The organism is Blautia sp. AF34-10 (assembly GCF_003477865.1).
GTDB lineage: Bacteria > Bacillota > Clostridia > Lachnospirales > Lachnospiraceae > Fusicatenibacter > Fusicatenibacter saccharivorans.
This window is the reverse complement of the sequence record NZ_QUED01000020.1, coordinates 19,915-36,358: the sequence shown is the minus strand read 5'-3', so window position 1 is coordinate 36,358 and position 16,444 is coordinate 19,915. Positions and strand designations below refer to the sequence as shown.

Here is a 16,444-nt window from a genome sequence, read left to right as displayed (position 1 = left end):
AGAGATATGCCGGAACAGAACTTCCGGCATATCTCTTTTTTGACTTTCTCAGAAACTGTCATTCTAAAATAACACCAAAAAGGCCGCAAACCTGTGTAAAATGTACCTTTTGAAGCAATAATAAAAAAAATTAAAAAAATTTCAAAAAAGGTGTTGACATTCCTATAGACATCATATATAATAGCTATTGTTGACGGACGAGAGTTCAGAAAACAAATAAAATCGAAGCGTGGCTCAGTTTGGTAGAGCGCTGCGTTCGGGACGCAGAGGTCGTGGGTTCGAATCCCGTCGCTTCGACTGGAATGAAAATGCCGAAAGCCTTGACAATCAAGAGCTTCGGCATTTTTTCGTATGTCAGAAAGAGAATAGGAAACAGTACACGAGGAGGAAATTTTTGTGAAAGCATTATTTTTTGATATTGATGGAACGTTACTGAGTGAGATTACAAAAGAAATTCCGCAGAGCGCGCTCGATGCATTGAAAAAGACAGCGGAAAAAGGAAATCTTACGTTTATTAATACCGGCCGCACCTGGTCGGAGCTGCCCGAGGAGCTGAAAAAGCTTCCGTTTTCCGGATTTCTGTGCGGCTGCGGGACCTATCTGCGCCGGGACGGCGAAATCCTGATGCATCAGACGATTCCGAAAAAGCGCTGTGAGGAAATCCCGGTTATTTTAAAGGAGTGCAGGATCGGCATGATTCTGGAGGGAACGGATAATGTTTATTTTTCGTCGGAGGTATCCCGTTTTCGGGAGGTCGAGCAGACCCGTGCCTATTTCGCTGCTGTCGGAATCGGACTCGCGGAGACAGCGGAGACAAAAGGAATCATTTACGATAAATTTTGTATCGTAACCGATGCACAGTCTGATATAGAACGTATGTACCGTGAATTTGAGCAGGAGTTTGATATCATGGATCGCCGCGGCGGTGTATACGAAATCGTTCCGCACGGCTGCAGCAAAGGAACAGCTGTGGACTATGCGCTGAAACAGTTTCAGCTGGAGAAAGAAGATGCATACGTATTTGGCGACAGCAGCAACGACCTTACCATGTTCCGGTGCGGCGCACACACCATTGCGCTTGGAAAACATGATGAGATTCTGGATCCGTACACAGAGTACGTAACCGATACCGTCGAGCGGGACGGCGTGGCAAAGGCGATGGAGCATTACGGATTGATCTGACAGAAAAAAAGAAAGCGAAGGGGCGCATTTGAAAAGAAATTTTCAGGTGCGCCCCTTTGGTTGCAATTTTCTGAAAAAGGAAACAAGAAAAGCAGCGTCTGAAAAGGTATGTGCATTGCAAAGTAAAAAATTTCATGGTAATATAAAAATGAGTTTTTATGTATATTTGTAATGATACCAGGAGGTGAGCGTTCAGAAGTTCCATGGAAACAGAAAAAAATCAGATAAATAAAAAAAGCCTCAGATACCGTTTTACAGCAGGAACGATCGGAGTAAGTGTCTGGCAGCAGGAATGAATGCTCACTTGGCAAAGCTATAAAAATTGAAAACATAAAGAGAATTTTGTGTGAATATTGTGTGTAGTGGCTGCAACTTCTCAAATCCGTATACCTGTTTTTCACGTTTTGTAGGATATTATAACGTAAATGTAAAACTGGCAGGGACAGGTTCTCTGTATACAGATAAAAGCAGGATAATGAAGTATAAAACAGAGAGAGGATTTTTATAAAATGGAAAAGTATGAAGACAAAATATATTCTTTAGGTGAGGCTGTAACGGGACAGACACAGGCTATGTCACAGGCCGTACAGAAAACACTGGAAAATAATGGCGGGGTAGGTATAATGACAGGATCTTATGACCAAAACCTGTCTATTTTGTCTGTGAATAATCTGCTGTTGCATAGTACAGGATATACATTCGATACTTTCATGGAACAGACAAAAGGCTCATTGAGAAACTTCTTTTATGACGAGGAAGATAGACTGGAGCGAGACCGTTTTTTGCAGCTTCACGGAACAGGGGAAGCACAGATCCTTACAGCAGACGGTACAGTGAAAAATGTACGGCTTTGTAAAGAGGATGCGACAGATGAGGCGGGCAGACAGATCTGGGTTATGTCCGTACAGGTCAACTGGGATCATGTAAATTTGACACTGCTCAATGAGGCTATCTATTCCGGTTTCTGGTATTTTGACTGTGACGAAAACAGTGAGATTGTGAATGCAAACTGGAGTCATGAATTCCGAAAAATGCTTGGCTATCATGACACTCTGGACTTTCCGAATAAATTGGAATCCTGGTCAGATCTTCTGCATCCACAGGATAAAGAAAGAGTAATGGTGCAGCTTCAGGCGGCAATTAAGGATAAGACGAACCAGATAAAATACCAGGTAGAGTATCGTATGAGAATGAAGGATAATCAATACCAGTGGTTTCGGGCATCGGCAGAAGTAATACGCCGTCTGGATGGTTCTGCCAGCAGGATTGCCGGGATTTTTATTAATATTGATGCGGAAAAAAAAGAGGCCATGCAGGCACAAAAATCTGCTGCTTTCCACCGGGCTTTTACGAAAGCAGACCTGTGTGAGTATTATGTAAATCTGGAAGCGAATACTTTTGATACCTTTAAGGTTGAACCGTCCCTGATGACAGTCTTTGAACAGAGTCATACATGGGATGAACTGATCCGTCATTTTGTGGATTCCTATGTTGTGGAGACAGATAAGAAGGCGGTATCCTCTTTTTACGACCGTGGTTATATTGCAGAAAGGCTGAAGGGTCTGGAAACCGAATTGGCTTTAGAGTGCCGTATCACTCTGAATGGAGAAGAACGATGGGTCCGCAATGTGGTCATACGTGGCGAAATAGAGGATTCAGAATATGCCATGATCTTTCTGCGTGATATCACAGAGACAAAGGTAGAGAGCGCACGGCATCTGCAGATGGCAGCGGATAATGCTTCCATGGAGCAGCTGATTCAGAGTATTGTGCGTCTGGTTGACCGCTTTGTTGTCTGTGATCTGGAAAATGACAGATATGAATTCTATAACCTGAATGGACAGATGCTATATAAACCTTTGGGATTCTATCATGATTTTCAGATGCAGGTTCTTGAAAAGTATAAGACACTGGAACCATTGGAAACTATGGACATCCTGATCGCACCGGAAAATATCCGGAAGAATCTGAAAAGTGAAAATGATATTTATAAGTTTGAGTACTGCAGCCTGGATGAAAAGACTTATAAGATCGCTTCTTATATTCCTTTGGAATGGAAGAATGGAAAGTTGGAAAAGGTATTGCTGGCATCCATGGATGTGACACAGGAGAAGAAAGCAGAGATTGAATCCCGTCAGGCACTGAAAGAGGCTTACCGGTCTGCAGAAAATGCAAACCGTGCGAAAACAGAATTCCTTTCCAATATGTCACACGATATCCGGACACCGATGAATGCCATTGTCGGCCTGACAGCAATTGCAGGAGCAAATATTGAGAGCCAGGACAGAGTCATTGAATGTCTCAGCAAAATTACAAAATCAAGCCGTCATCTGCTGGGGCTGATTAATGAAGTGCTGGATATGGCACGTATTGAAAGTGGAAAAATGACGCTGGCACAGGAGGATTTCAATCTGCCAGATCTGGTGGATAATCTTATAACACTCACAAAACCGGTGATTGATGAACATAAACACAATTTAGATATACACATTAATCACATTGAACATGAGAGTGTCTGTGGTGACAGCCTGAGAATCCAGCAGGTATTTGTGAATCTGATGAGTAATGCGGTCAAGTATACACCGGATGGCGGGAATATTACTTTTTCCATAGAGGAAAAGCCAAATGGATTTTCGGAACTTGGATGCTATGAATTTACGATTGAGGATAATGGGATCGGTATGTCACCGGAATTCCAGAAAATCATGTTTGATCCTTTCAGCCGCGCAGATGACCATCGGACAACCAGAGTCCAGGGAACAGGTCTGGGAATGGCAATCAGCAGAAATATTGTGAACCTGATGAATGGTAATATTAAAGTGGAAAGCACCTTACATAAGGGAACTAAAATTACAGTAACAATTTATCTGGAACTTCAGGAAAAAGAAAAAGAACAGGACAGAAATCTGATGAATCTACCTGTTCTGGTTGTGGATGATGATAAGACATGTTGTGAAAGTACAGTTGCCACATTGAAGGAGATTGGGATTACAGGCGAATGGGTTCTCTCCGGCAGAGAAGCCGTTGAGCGCTGTTATGCACATCATGAACTAAAAAATGATTACTTTGCTGTTATTTTAGATTGGAAAATGCCGGATATGGACGGAATTGAAACAGCCAGACAGATCCGGAAACGGATAGGGAAAGAGATTACCATTATTGTACTGACATCTTATGAATTCAGTGAGATCGAAGAAGAAGCAAAGGCTGCAGGCGTAGATGCTTTTATTGCAAAACCGCTGTTCCGTTCCCGTTTGACGGCTACATTGCGGCAGTTTACTTCTGGCAGAAAAGAAAAAACAGCAAGAAATTATCTGGATGAGCTGTCTGAAGCAGATTACACAGGAAAAAGAATTCTGCTGGTCGAGGATAATGAGTTAAACAGAGAAATTGCTGTTGAAATTCTGCAGATGACCGGGGCGGAAGTGGAAACGGCAGAAAATGGAAAAATTGCAGTTGAAAAAGTAGAAGCTTCTCCGAAAGGCTTGTATGACCTTATTTTTATGGATATCCAAATGCCCGTCATGAATGGTTATGAGGCAACCGCAGCAATCAGGAGCCTTCCGGGTGAACAGGGAAAACTACCGATTGTTGCCATGACAGCAAATGCTTTTGCAGAAGATGTACAGCTGGCAAAAAATACAGGCATGAATGGACATATCGCGAAACCGCTGGATATGAATAAGCTGAATGATGTTCTGGAAAACTGGCTGTAATTGTTTCCCAATTATTGAATTAATGATTTTATCAGGAAAGAATGAGGAAAATACGAGGATGAAAAAGGCAAAACAATGTCTGACAGCATTACTGCCAGGTGTGCTTTTAGCAATTACTGTTTTGTCTGGCTGTGGACAATCTCAAAAAGCAGTATCTAAAAATGACGATCACCTTACCGTGTATCTGTGGGAAAATCGTTTAATGAAAAATATTGTACCCTATATCCATGAGCAGTTTCCAGATCAGGATATTGAGTTTATTACCGGTAACAATGATACCGATTTATATAGCTATTTTGAGGAACATGGTGAACTGCCGGATATCATAACCGTACGTCGATTTTCTGGAAAAGATGCACAGGATCTGGAGCCATATCTAATGGATTTTGCTTCTTATGACGTGGTTTCCAGGTATTACTCCTATGCATTGCAATATTATAAAAATTCAAAAAATGAGATTCAGTGGCTTCCTATCTGCGGTATACCGCAGACGATTATTGCCAACAAGACATTGTTTGAACAGTATGGAATCAAGATACCGAAAAACTATAAGGAATATGCACAGGCATGCCAGCAATTTTATGATAATGGTATAAAACCGTATTCCCTGGATCTTGCAGAAGACTGGTCTGCTCATGAGGTGATTCAGACAGGTGCAATTGGGGAATTCATGAGTCTGGATGGAATCGAATGGAGAAGCTCAGCTGAAAGTGCATCAGGGGATATCGCGTTTGATGATGCGTTATGGAAACGTATTTTTTCAGAAACCAATACATTTTTGAAGGACTCACATTTTACAAGTGATGATATCAGCGTCGATATTAATACTGCAACGCAGATGTTCCTTGAGGGAAAAGCAGCAATGTTTCATGGTTATCCGGCACTTATGCAGGAATTTCAGGAACAGATGGATGCAGAATTAACTCGTATACCGTTTTTTTCACAGATTTCGGATGAAGCTTTTATAAATATGACCCCTTCTCTGAATATTGCATTTAACAAAGAACTGGAAAAAGATCAGGAAAAACTGGACCTGGCATTCGATGTCCTGGAGTGTATGATTTCAAAAGAAGGACAAACATTGATCGCAGATGGAAAGGGTGTAATTTCATTAAATGTAGATGTTCCAAACATGATGGAAGATGTACCTGGACTGGAAGATGAAATTAATAATAATTCTGTTTATATCCGATATTCTGCTCAAAAATCATTTGATGCCAGTCTTGAGGCTGTTCACGGATTATTGTCAGGGGAAATGGATGAAACACAGCTGATGAAAGAATCTGGCATTGCCAGAACTTTCAATCAGCTCTTTTTTAGCATCAGTTCCCTCTTGACATTTTTTCATTTCCTGCTATACTTATCAAAAGTAATTACTAAAGATAACTAATTTTTAAACAGAAAGGAACCTTTTCCATGACACAGGAAAAATTAAAGCAGTTCCTGGATGCGTGTTTTGATGCAAAGCGTCTGATCGAGAAGCTCCCGGACCTGCCGGACGGTATGAAGCCGCGGCAAGTGCATGTGCTGGATGCGGTGAATGAGATTCAGAAAAAGCAGGGCTTCTGCCGCGTCAGCGACATCAGCAGCTATATGAACACAACGCTGCCGAGCATCACCAAGCTGGTGCAGGAACTGGAGGAGAGAAATCTTCTCGTGAAACAGGCGGATGAAAAAGATAAGCGCGTGATCAACCTGACACTGACCGAAGAGGGAAAAGAGTTTGTGGAACTCCGCGTGACGCACTTTCACGGGGAATGGGCATCCCGCCTGCCAGATCTGGACGACGCGGTGGTGGACGAATTTGTGCATGCAATCACACGGATGCAGGAAACGATGCCGGGAATAAAAGGAGTGAAAAACAATGGCAAAAGAAAATAAGAAAGAAATATCGTTTGTAGAGGGACCGATTTTCCAGTCCCTGATCCGCTTTGCGCTGCCGGTGCTCGGCGCGCTGATTCTGCAGGCGGCTTACGGTGCGGTCGACCTTCTCGTGGTCGGCTGGTTCGGCGATGCGTCGAGTATTTCCGCTGTCGGAACCGGAAGCAACTTCATGCAGATGGTAACACTTATCATCACCAGCCTTGCGATGGGTTCGACCGTTATGATCGGCCAGCACATCGGCGAGGGCAAGCCGGATAAGGCCGGCAAAACCGTGGGACTCGATTGTTCTGTTCGCCATCATCGGTATCGCCATGACGGTGATTCTGGAGCTGTTCGCAGGTCCGATTGCCAATATTTTACAGGTCCCGGCGGAGTCTTTTGACAAAACCGTCCTCTACCTGCGGATCTGTTCCGGCGGTATTCTGATCATCATCGCGTACAACGTCATCAGCAGCGTGCTTCGCGGAATCGGTAATGCAAATCTGCCGCTTTTATTCGTCGGCATCGCCTGCGCAGCCAATATTGCCGGAGATCTGTTCTTCGTCGGTGTGCTGAAACTGGACGTTGCGGGAGCAGCGCTTGCGACGGTTCTGGCGCAGCTGATTTCTGTCATCGCCTCCATGGGTGTGTTGAAAAAAGGCAATCTGCCGATTGAATTCAAAAAAGAAGACTGCCGCATCGACCATGACGAGCTGAAGAAAGTCCTGAACGTCGGTGTGCCGATCGCGCTGCAGGAGACGACCGTACAGATTTCCTTCCTTGTGATCAACTCGATCATCAACGGCATGGGCCTTATGCCGTCCGCCGGATACGGTGTGGCGCAGAAGCTGACCTCATTCATCATGCTGATCCCGTCCTCTGTGATGCAGTCTGTGTCAGCATTCGTGGCACAGAACACCGGAGCCGGAAAGAAAGACCGCGCGTGGAAGGGCTTCCTCACCGCAATCGCAACGGGCTGCTCTCTTGGAGTTGTGATTTTCTGCATCGGTTTCTTCGGTGGAAGTGTCATCTCCAGAATCTTCACGAGCGATCCGGCCGTTATCGAGCAGAGCGCCGCTTACCTGCGCGGTTTCGCACCGGAATGTATTCTGACCTGTGTGCTGTTCAGCAGCATCGGATACTTCAACGGCCGCGGCATCAGCATCCCGGTTATGATCCAGGGAATCACCTCCGCCTGCCTGATCCGTATTCCGCTGGCGCTGTTCTTCTCACACCTGCCGAATACGAACCTGACCTTCGTCGGCATGTCCACCCCGATCACAACCGTATACGGCATCTGCTTTTTCATGATCTGTTTTACACGGTTAAAGAAAAAAGGGCAGATGTAATTGAATCAAACATAACAGAACTGCCTAGGAAACGGCACGGAGCGATCCGCCGTTTCCCAGGCAGTTTTTGGTATTGTTTGTCTGGAACTTTTTTGATACAATACAGACAGAAAGAGCGGAACCCTGTTCAGAAGGGACAGAACAGACGGAAAGGGGAAGAGGAGTGGATAACAGAGAAATCATCAATGAGACACTGGTCCATCTGTTTCACGAGATACAAAAACTGGAAGAAGAGGCGATCATCACCGAGGATTTCAAGGATCTGACGAACAACGATATGCACATCATAGAAGCCGTCGGCCTGGAGGGCGGCAATATGTCATCAATCGCGGCAAAGCTCGACATCACGGTCGGATCGCTGACAACGTCGATGAACAGTCTGGTGAAAAAAGGCTACACCGAGCGGGAGCGCAGCGAGAAGGACCGCCGGATCGTCTACATCCACCTGACCGGAAAGGGACGGCAGGCATTCCATCATCACGCAAAATTCCACGAGCAGATGACGGATGCCGTGATGGCGGAACTCGGAGAAGAGGAAGTGCAGGTGCTCGGGAAAACGCTGAAAGCGCTGACGGACTTCTTTCGGTCGTATAAAAAATAGAAACAAAAAGGCTTTTGCAGCCGGGACAGAATCAGAAAAATCTGTCCGGTATGCAAAAGCCTTTTTCGCATGGAAACGCATAGAAAAATGCTATTTTTCTACGCCGTTCTTCTCACAGATATCCGCGAGCACACACCGTTCACAGTGCGGTGTCGTCCGCGCAGTACAGACCTCGCGTCCGTGCTCCACAAACCGGTGGCAGAGCGAGCTTCCTTCTTCCGGCGGCACAATTTTCCAGAGTGCCATCTCCACCTTCTTCGGATCCTTGCAGTCATGCACGAGCCCGATGCGGTTGCACAGCCGGATGCAGTGCGTATCCGTCACAATCGCAGGCTTTTTGAATACATCGCCCATAATCAGGTTCGCACTTTTCCGTCCCACGCCCGGGAGCTTCAAAAGTGCGTTAAAGTCATCCGGCACCTGGCTGTGGTACTCGTCGCGCAGCATGCGCATGCAGGCGTTGATGTCGCGTGCCTTGCTCTTTCCAAGACCGCACGGCCGCACAATTTCCTCGATTTCCTCCGGTGTCGCGTTTGCCAGCGCATCGATATCAGGATACTTTGCGTAGAGATCCTCCACCACAACATTGACCCGCGCATCGGTGCACTGTGCGGCCAGGCGGACACTGACGAGCAGCTTCCACGCCTGGTCATAGTCAAGCGTACAGTCGGCGTCAGGATATTCTTGTTTCAAACGTTCAATGACGGCAAGCGCCAGTTCTTCTTTTGTCATCGTGTTAAACTCCCATTCTCAAAGATATTAAAACAGCGAAAGCTATCAGGATCCTTTCTCGCGTGCTGCCTTCCGAAGCTGCAGCGGCGTCGTGTGAAACCGCTCGCGGAAGAGGCGGTGAAACAGCTTATCGTTTGTAAAACCATGCTTTTCCGCGAGCGTGCCGACCGGCAGATCCGTGGCGATCAGGTCGCGGTAGATGCGGGAAAGACGGTAGGAATTCAAGTATTCCAGATACGTCGTTTCCATGTTCTGGCGGAAGAACCGGCAGAAATATTCCGGCTGCAGCGAGACAACATCGGCAGCCTCCTTCAGCGTAATCGGCCGCTGGTAATTTTCCTGCGTGTACGTCAGAATCGTATCGAGCCGTGTCTGCGTCCGGGAGCTCATCGGGTGGTGCGCAAGCGGGCTCTTCTCGGAAAATTTCGTGTAGAGCAGATCGAGAAACGTAAAAAGCTCCCGCTGGAACGTCAGCAGATAGCCGTCGGGCATTTCCTCATGAAGCTGCATCATCGAAAGCAGAAGACGCCGGAACTGGCTGATATTTTTCTGCACTTCCGGATTCGTACTGTCGTAGTCAATCGAGAACCAGAGCTGTGACGGATCAGGCAGATAGTTCGCAAGGAACGCATCCGGAATCTGCATCAGAATCGAGCGGTTTCCCGTGGACGGACAGCGCGCCGTGTGGATACGCCCGGAATTGATCAGCAGAAATTGACCCGGAAGGACGGTCTTGGTGCGGTCCGAGAGCGTGACAATGGAGGAACCCTCCAGAATATAAATAATTTCCAGCGCGTCGTGCCAGTGCGGCGGCGAAAAACTGCCGAAATCGTCGGTTACACGAAATTCGATGCTGCGGTTCGGCTGCAGCGTGATGTGTTCCTGGCGTGTCTGGCGCGGCAGATGATCTTTGCGTGGCATAAAAAACTCCTTTTTTGTTCAACTTAGTGTATCACTATCTTATCACGAAACCCCCGAATTGGGTATAGCAATTTTTGCATGAAGTTGTTATAATAAATGAACACAAAGCCACGTCACATACGGCTTCGTGCAAACTCAATCTAAAGAAAAGTGAAGGAAGAAAACGTATGTATCAAGTATGGAGTAACTTTTTAAATCCCGGCCAGATCGCCATGCTGGGAATCGTGGTCACCTTTCTGCTGACCTTTCTGGCGTTAAAGCATCCATTTTCCTTTCTGCCGAGCGATCACGGCAGAGAATTTGCCGTAAACGGCGGCCTCTCCCGCGGAAAACTGCGCGGCGTCGGCCTCGTGATCGTCATCTGTTTCCTGATCGGAAGCGTTCTGTTCCTGCCTCTTGGCGCCGAGTATGCGATCTACGCGATCCTGCTCGTCTGCATCATGCTGAGCGGCTACCTCGATGATGCATCCGAAACCCCGTGGAGCGATTACAAAAAAGGCGCGATTGACCTCGTCATCTCCATTGTGACCGTCATCACCTTTGTGAATTACAATTCCACCACGATCTACTTCGGAAGCATGTCCCTTACCATTCCGAAAGTGGTCTACATAATCCTCGGCATCATCCTGATCTGGATTTCGATCAACGTTACAAACTGTTCCGACGGTGTCGACGGACTCTGCGCGAGCCTTTCCTGCGTGGTCATCTTCGCATTCAGCATGATTTTCCATGATGCTCTGGGAAGCTTCACCGTAGCCAACTACCTGTTCGTGGCAGCACTTCTCGCGTACCTGTATTTCAATACCTCGCCGAGCAGCATGCTGATGGGAGACGCCGGTTCGAGAGCACTTGGCTTCTACATCGCCATCCTTGCCATGCAGTCCCGCCATCCGTTCTTATATCTGCTGATGGCAGGCGTGATGATCGTCGACGGAGGAATCGGCCTTGTCAAAGTATTTTTACTCCGTTTCCTGAAAATCGCGATCCTCAAAAATACAAGAACACCGCTGCATGACCATGTCCGCCTGAAATACAAATGGTCCGACAGTCAGGTTGTGATCCGCTTTGTGATCCTGCAGATCCTGCTGGCAGTTGTTGCCTATCTGATTGTGGTATAAAGAAAAAACAAAAGAAGAAAGATGGGAGTGTGTCCCGGCAAAAGTAACTGGAAATGCAACAGGATACTTTTGCGGGACACACTCCCGTTTTGCATATTGGAACCAGAAAAAGGTTCAAACCGGAAAAAAGATAATATCGCCGTATTTTTTCACAGAATCCTCCCTGTTTTCGACAGGAAAAGTGTGGTAGGATAAAATTACCAAAAAACGTCAGCCTGAAACAGGAATTCTGTAAAAAATGATGAAAAGAGAGTGCTTTTCATCCTCTGTTTCGGGCGCATCAAATCAGGAGGTAATGAAAAGATGAAATTCACAGAAGGTTACTGGCTTCCGAGTGAAAAAGCAAATGCATCCCATGCAATGCAGGCTTATGAAGTAGAGCAGATTCTAGGCGGTATGCGTATCCTGGCTACCACACGTCCGATCGAGCACAGAGGCATGACCCTGAACCTGCCGACCATCACCGTTGAGTTCGTAGCACATACACCGGACACCATCTCCATGGAGGCATGGCACTACGAAGCCTACGACAACAAAGTTCCGTCCTTCGACAAAACAGAGAGCGTATACGAGGACGTAACTGTAACGATCAACGAGGATGAGGCAGTTCTTGATACCGGAAGCGTACAGGTCCGCGTACAGAGAAAAGGTGTCTTTGCTTACACCTTCGAGGCAGATGGAAAAGTTCTGACCGGAAGCGGCTTCCGCAACCTTTCCTATATCAGATGGGATCGCAAGCAGAGCACCATGCTGCCAGCCCAGAATTACATGACCGAAAAATATCAGCCATATATGGTAAGCGAGCTCTCCCTTGGCGTCGGCGAGTGCGTATACGGCCTTGGCGAGAGATTTACTCCATTCGTAAAAAACGGACAGGTTGTAGACACCTGGAACGAGGACGGCGGTACGGCATCCGAAATCGGCTACAAATGCGTACCGTTCTACATGACAAACAACGGCTACGGTATTCTCGTTGACAGTACCGACAACGTTTCTTTCGAAGTAGCAAGTGAAAAAGTAGAGTATGTCGGCTTCTCCGTACCGGGCGAAAGAATCAAATACTATCTGTTCCACGGACCGTCACCGAAGAAGATCATGAACGAGTACACCGCGCTGACCGGACGCCCGGCACTTCCTCCGGCGTGGTCCTTTGGTCTGTGGCTGTCCACATCCTTTACCACAAACTACGACGAAGAGACTACCACATCCTTCATCGAGGGAATGGAAAAGAGAAATATTCCGCTGAGCGTTTTCCACTTCGACTGCTTCTGGATGCACGAATTCCACTGGTGCGATTTTGAGTGGGACAAGAAATGCTTCCCGGATATTCGCGCAACCTTAAAGAAATATCACGACAAAGGTCTTCACATCTGTGCATGGATCAACCCGTATATTGCACAGGGAACCGCATTCTTCAAAGAAGGCGCTGCAAACGGCTATCTGCTGCAGAGAGCAGACGGAAAAGGCGTATGGCAGACCGACAACTGGCAGGCAGGTATGGGCCTTGTGGACTTTACCAACCCGGATGCGGTTAAATGGTATACCGATAAACTGAGAACTGTTCTGGACTGCGGCGTAGACTGCTTTAAGACCGACTTCGGCGAGAGAATCCCGGTTGACGTTATTTACCACGACGGAAGCGATCCGCAGGCAATGCACAACTACTATACATACCTGTACAACCAGGCAGTATTCAGCCTGTTAAAAGAAGTAAAAGGTGAGAACGAGGCAGTTCTGTTTGCAAGAAGTGCAACAGCAGGAAGCCAGAAATTCCCGGTACACTGGGGCGGCGACTGCTCTGCAAACTATCCGTCCATGGCAGAAACGCTGCGCGGCGGCCTTTCCTTCGCCATGAGCGGCTTCTCCTTCTGGAGCCATGATATCTCCGGATTCGAGAGCACCGCAACACCGGATCTGTACAAGAGATGGTGCGCATTTGGACTGATGTCTACCCACAGCCGTCTGCACGGATCCACAAGCTACCGTGTGCCGTGGCTGTTCGACGAAGAGTCCTGCGACGTAGTAAAATTCTTCACCAACCTGAAATGCTCGCTGATGCCGTACATTTTCCAGAAATCTGTAGAGGCACACGAGGAAGGAACCCCGGTAATGCGCCCGATGGTATTCGAGTTCATGAACGACCCGGCCGTTCCGTATCTGGATCAGCAGTACATGTTAGGTGATGCCCTTATGGTTGCACCGGTATTCCGCGAGGATAAAGTTGCACAGTACTACCTGCCGGAAGGCGCCTGGACTGAGCTTCTGACCGGCGAGACAAAAGAGGGCGGAAGATGGTATCAGGGAACCTACGACTACTTCTCCATGCCGCTGTATGTAAGAGAGAACAGCATCGTAGTAAGAGGAAACTGCGACACCAAACCGGATTACGACTACGCTGACCACGCAACTGTTTGCGTATATCAGTTAAAAGACGCAGCCGAGACAAAAGTTCCGGATATCCACGGAAACAATGTATTCACCGTAAAAGCAGTCAAAGACGGCGACACAGTGAAAGTATCCGTAGAAGGCGCACATACCGAACTGAAAGTAGAAGTCTTCGTCGGAAATGAGAAGAAAGAAGCTGTTCTGGCAGCAGATGCAAGCGAAGTTGTTGTTGCATAAGCATCGGAATGTAAGAATATAGGGAGGGAGAGGCACGGAAAAGCAAATTTTTCTGTGACCTCTCCTTTCAACAAATAATAGCAAGGATTCTCCCACCTCTATAGGTGGTGAGATGAATTGCAAATAAGAAAGTTAACAGCAGTGGCGGGCGGAGAGAAATCGGTATCCCCCACTGACATGAGGCAAACCACAGTCAGCATTCTGCTGGCATGTCAGACTCTGTGAAATTACCGACTGTGGATTGAAACAAAAAGGAGGAAAAAACAATGCGTTTTCAGACAAAAAATGGTGTGTTAATTGCACAGGCAAACGGAGAAACACTGCGGATTGAGCCGTGGGGAAAAGATTCCTTACGTGTCCGCGCAACCATGCTTCCAGAATTTTCCGGAAAAGACTGGGCGCTGACCGAAGTGCCGGAAAAAACAGAGGCAAAAGCAGAGCAGTTTGAGGTCGATCATCTGGAAATCGACGGATCGATGGGAAAAAGAACCAGCGCATCCATCACCAATGGAAAAATCCGTGCTGTGGTCAACTTTGCAGGAGTTATCACCTTCTACAAAGAAGAACAGGAAATTTTAAGAGAATATCACCGTTGCTACGACGGAACGATCAGCAAAGAGAGCCGCTGCTTAAAAACGGTCAACCGTGAGTGGAAAGGTGTGATCGGCGGAAGCGAATACAGCCTGAACCTGAAATTTGAGAGCAACGACGAAGAGAAGATTTTCGGAATGGGCCAGTATCAGCAGAAATACATGGATCTGAAGGGATGCACCCTGGAGCTGGCGCAGCGGAACTCCCAGATCAGCGTACCATTCGCCGTATCCAGCTTAGGATATGGTATGCTGTGGAACAATCCGGCTGTCGGACAGGTAACCTTCGGAAAGAACTACACCGAATGGACTGCACGCTCGACCAAAGATATGGACTACTGGCTGACCGCAGCCGATACACCGAAAGAGATCCTGGAAAATTACACCGCAGTGACCGGCCGCGCGCCGAAATTCCCGGAGGACCGTATGGGCCTGTGGCAGTGCAAGCTGCGCTACCGTACGCAGGAGGAAGTGCTTGAAGTGGCACGCCGCTACCAGAAGGAAGGCATCAAAATCGATCAGATTGTCATCGATTTCTTCCACTGGACCGTACAGGGCGACTGGAAATTCGATGAAAAATACTGGCCGGATCCAAAAGCCATGGTGGACGAACTGCATTCCATGGGAATCAAAGTTATCGTTTCCGTATGGCCAAGCGTAGACCGGAAGAGCGAGAATTTCTGGCCGATGCTGGACCGCGGCCTGCTGATTAAAACAGAGCGCGGCGCCCTGCAGACGTATGATTTCCAGGGGGACTGCGTGGAAATCGATGTGTTCAACCCGGAAACCAGAAAATACGTCTGGGAAGTCTGCAAGAAAAACTATTATGATTTTGGAATCGATGCCTTCTGGCTGGACAACTCAGAACCGGATTTCGGCGTTTACGATTTCGATCATTACCGCTATATCGACGGACCTGCTCTTTCCTGCAGCAATATCTATCCGCAGCTGTACAGCCGTGTCTTCTATGACGGCATGAAAGCAGAAGGAGAAGAAAATATTGTAAACCTGCTTCGCTGCGCCTGGGCCGGAAGCCAGAAATACGGAAATGTTGTATGGTCCGGCGATGTGCCGAGTACCTTTGAAGCCTTCTATGATCAGCTCCAGGCCGGCCTTAATATGGGTCTTGCCGGCATTCCATGGTGGACAACCGATATCGGCGGCTTTATGACAGATGATGTCAATGACCCGGATTTCCAGCAGCTTCTGATCCGATGGTATGAGTTTGCCGTTTACTCTGCTGTTTTCCGTATGCACGGCGACCGCGGACCGCACAACATTCCACCGCTCGATGACCGTGATTTTGGCGGCGGCTACCTGTATACCGGCCAGTCCAATGAACTGTGGAGCTATGGAGAAGAAAATTACCAGATCATGAAGAAATATTATGACATCCGCATCCGCATGCACGATTACATCAACAGCTGTATGATGAGGCATCCGAAAACGGTTCTCCGCTGATCCGTACCATGTTCTATGAGTTCCCGGATGACAAAAAATGCTGGGAGCTGCAGGATCAGTATATGTTCGGAAGCGAATACCTGGTAGCGCCGATTTTCCATCTGAACGAGTTTGAGCGTGAAGTATATCTTCCGGAAGGACGCTGGGAAGACACCAGAGACGGAAAAGTGTACGAAGGTGGACAGACTATCCGTGCCGCTGCACCGATCGATTCGATTCCGGTATTTAAGAAAATGGCATAAGATCGTGTAAAAAGGTCAAAAAAGAAAACAGTACAGAAGACACACAC

Annotated in this window: 13 protein-coding genes and 1 tRNA gene; 12 read left to right on the top strand and 2 right to left on the bottom strand. The window is 47.4% G+C overall.

What is annotated here, in order from left to right; translation table 11 throughout:
- Positions 1–223: 223 nt before the first annotated feature.
- The 8 genes from DWZ60_RS12265 (at position 224) to DWZ60_RS12235 (ending at position 8,711) form a co-directional block, all read left to right on the top strand.
- Positions 224–297: transfer RNA gene (locus tag DWZ60_RS12265), tRNA-Pro, on the top strand.
- Between the two features lie 99 nt (positions 298–396).
- Positions 397–1,182, top strand: a complete 786-nt coding sequence (locus DWZ60_RS12260; RefSeq protein WP_242857168.1) for a Cof-type HAD-IIB family hydrolase — start codon at positions 397–399, stop codon at positions 1,180–1,182.
- A 509-nt stretch (positions 1,183–1,691) separates the two neighbouring features.
- A complete protein-coding gene (locus DWZ60_RS12255; RefSeq protein ID WP_119221709.1) occupies positions 1,692–4,898 on the top strand; it encodes a response regulator in 3,207 nt (1,068 codons plus the stop codon).
- A gap of 58 nt (positions 4,899–4,956) precedes the next feature.
- The gene (locus DWZ60_RS12250) at positions 4,957–6,288 is read left to right on the top strand and encodes an ABC transporter substrate-binding protein (RefSeq protein WP_243030674.1); all 1,332 of its coding nucleotides are present in this window, start codon (positions 4,957–4,959) and stop codon (positions 6,286–6,288) included.
- Positions 6,289–6,314: 26 nt separating this feature from the next.
- Complete coding sequence (locus DWZ60_RS12245; RefSeq protein WP_022463031.1) at positions 6,315–6,779, top strand: MarR family winged helix-turn-helix transcriptional regulator; 465 nt, start codon at positions 6,315–6,317, stop codon at positions 6,777–6,779.
- The gene (locus DWZ60_RS18700; RefSeq protein WP_256372472.1) at positions 6,763–7,164 is read left to right on the top strand and encodes an MATE family efflux transporter; all 402 of its coding nucleotides are present in this window, start codon (positions 6,763–6,765) and stop codon (positions 7,162–7,164) included. The genes DWZ60_RS12245 and DWZ60_RS18700 overlap by 17 nt, the downstream gene beginning before the upstream one ends.
- Entirely contained in the window at positions 7,094–8,110 is a 1,017-nt protein-coding gene (locus tag DWZ60_RS12240; RefSeq protein WP_256372471.1) for an MATE family efflux transporter, read from the top strand. The genes DWZ60_RS18700 and DWZ60_RS12240 overlap by 71 nt, the downstream gene beginning before the upstream one ends.
- Before the next feature lie 163 nt (positions 8,111–8,273).
- The gene (locus DWZ60_RS12235; RefSeq protein WP_022463033.1) at positions 8,274–8,711 is read left to right on the top strand and encodes a MarR family winged helix-turn-helix transcriptional regulator; all 438 of its coding nucleotides are present in this window, start codon (positions 8,274–8,276) and stop codon (positions 8,709–8,711) included.
- Between the two features lie 90 nt (positions 8,712–8,801).
- Here DWZ60_RS12235 and DWZ60_RS12230 read toward each other — a convergent pair whose 3' ends face one another.
- Positions 8,802–9,443 carry an endonuclease III domain-containing protein gene (locus tag DWZ60_RS12230; RefSeq protein ID WP_022463034.1) on the bottom strand — a complete coding sequence of 214 codons (642 nt, stop codon included), beginning with the start codon at positions 9,441–9,443 and terminating at the stop codon, positions 8,802–8,804.
- A 45-nt stretch (positions 9,444–9,488) separates the two neighbouring features.
- A complete protein-coding gene (locus tag DWZ60_RS12225; protein ID WP_022463035.1) occupies positions 9,489–10,364 on the bottom strand; it encodes an AraC family transcriptional regulator in 876 nt (291 codons plus the stop codon).
- A gap of 167 nt (positions 10,365–10,531) precedes the next feature.
- Here DWZ60_RS12225 and DWZ60_RS12220 point away from each other — a divergent pair, with 167 nt between their 5' ends.
- The 4 genes from DWZ60_RS12220 (at position 10,532) to DWZ60_RS20145 (ending at position 16,397) form a co-directional block, all read left to right on the top strand.
- Positions 10,532–11,482: a phospho-N-acetylmuramoyl-pentapeptide-transferase gene (locus tag DWZ60_RS12220; RefSeq protein WP_119221708.1), complete on the top strand. Its 951-nt coding sequence runs from the start codon at positions 10,532–10,534 to the stop codon at positions 11,480–11,482.
- A gap of 303 nt (positions 11,483–11,785) precedes the next feature.
- Positions 11,786–14,104 (top strand): alpha-xylosidase, encoded by a 2,319-nt coding sequence (yicI, locus tag DWZ60_RS12210; RefSeq protein WP_119221704.1) that lies wholly within the window; start codon positions 11,786–11,788, stop codon positions 14,102–14,104.
- A gap of 266 nt (positions 14,105–14,370) precedes the next feature.
- On the top strand, positions 14,371–16,155 hold the full coding sequence (locus DWZ60_RS12205; RefSeq protein ID WP_330422310.1) for a glycoside hydrolase family 31 protein: 1,785 nt from the start codon (positions 14,371–14,373) through the stop codon (positions 16,153–16,155).
- Between the two features lie 8 nt (positions 16,156–16,163).
- On the top strand, positions 16,164–16,397 hold the full coding sequence (locus DWZ60_RS20145; protein WP_330422309.1) for a hypothetical protein: 234 nt from the start codon (positions 16,164–16,166) through the stop codon (positions 16,395–16,397).
- Positions 16,398–16,444 lie beyond the last annotated feature (47 nt).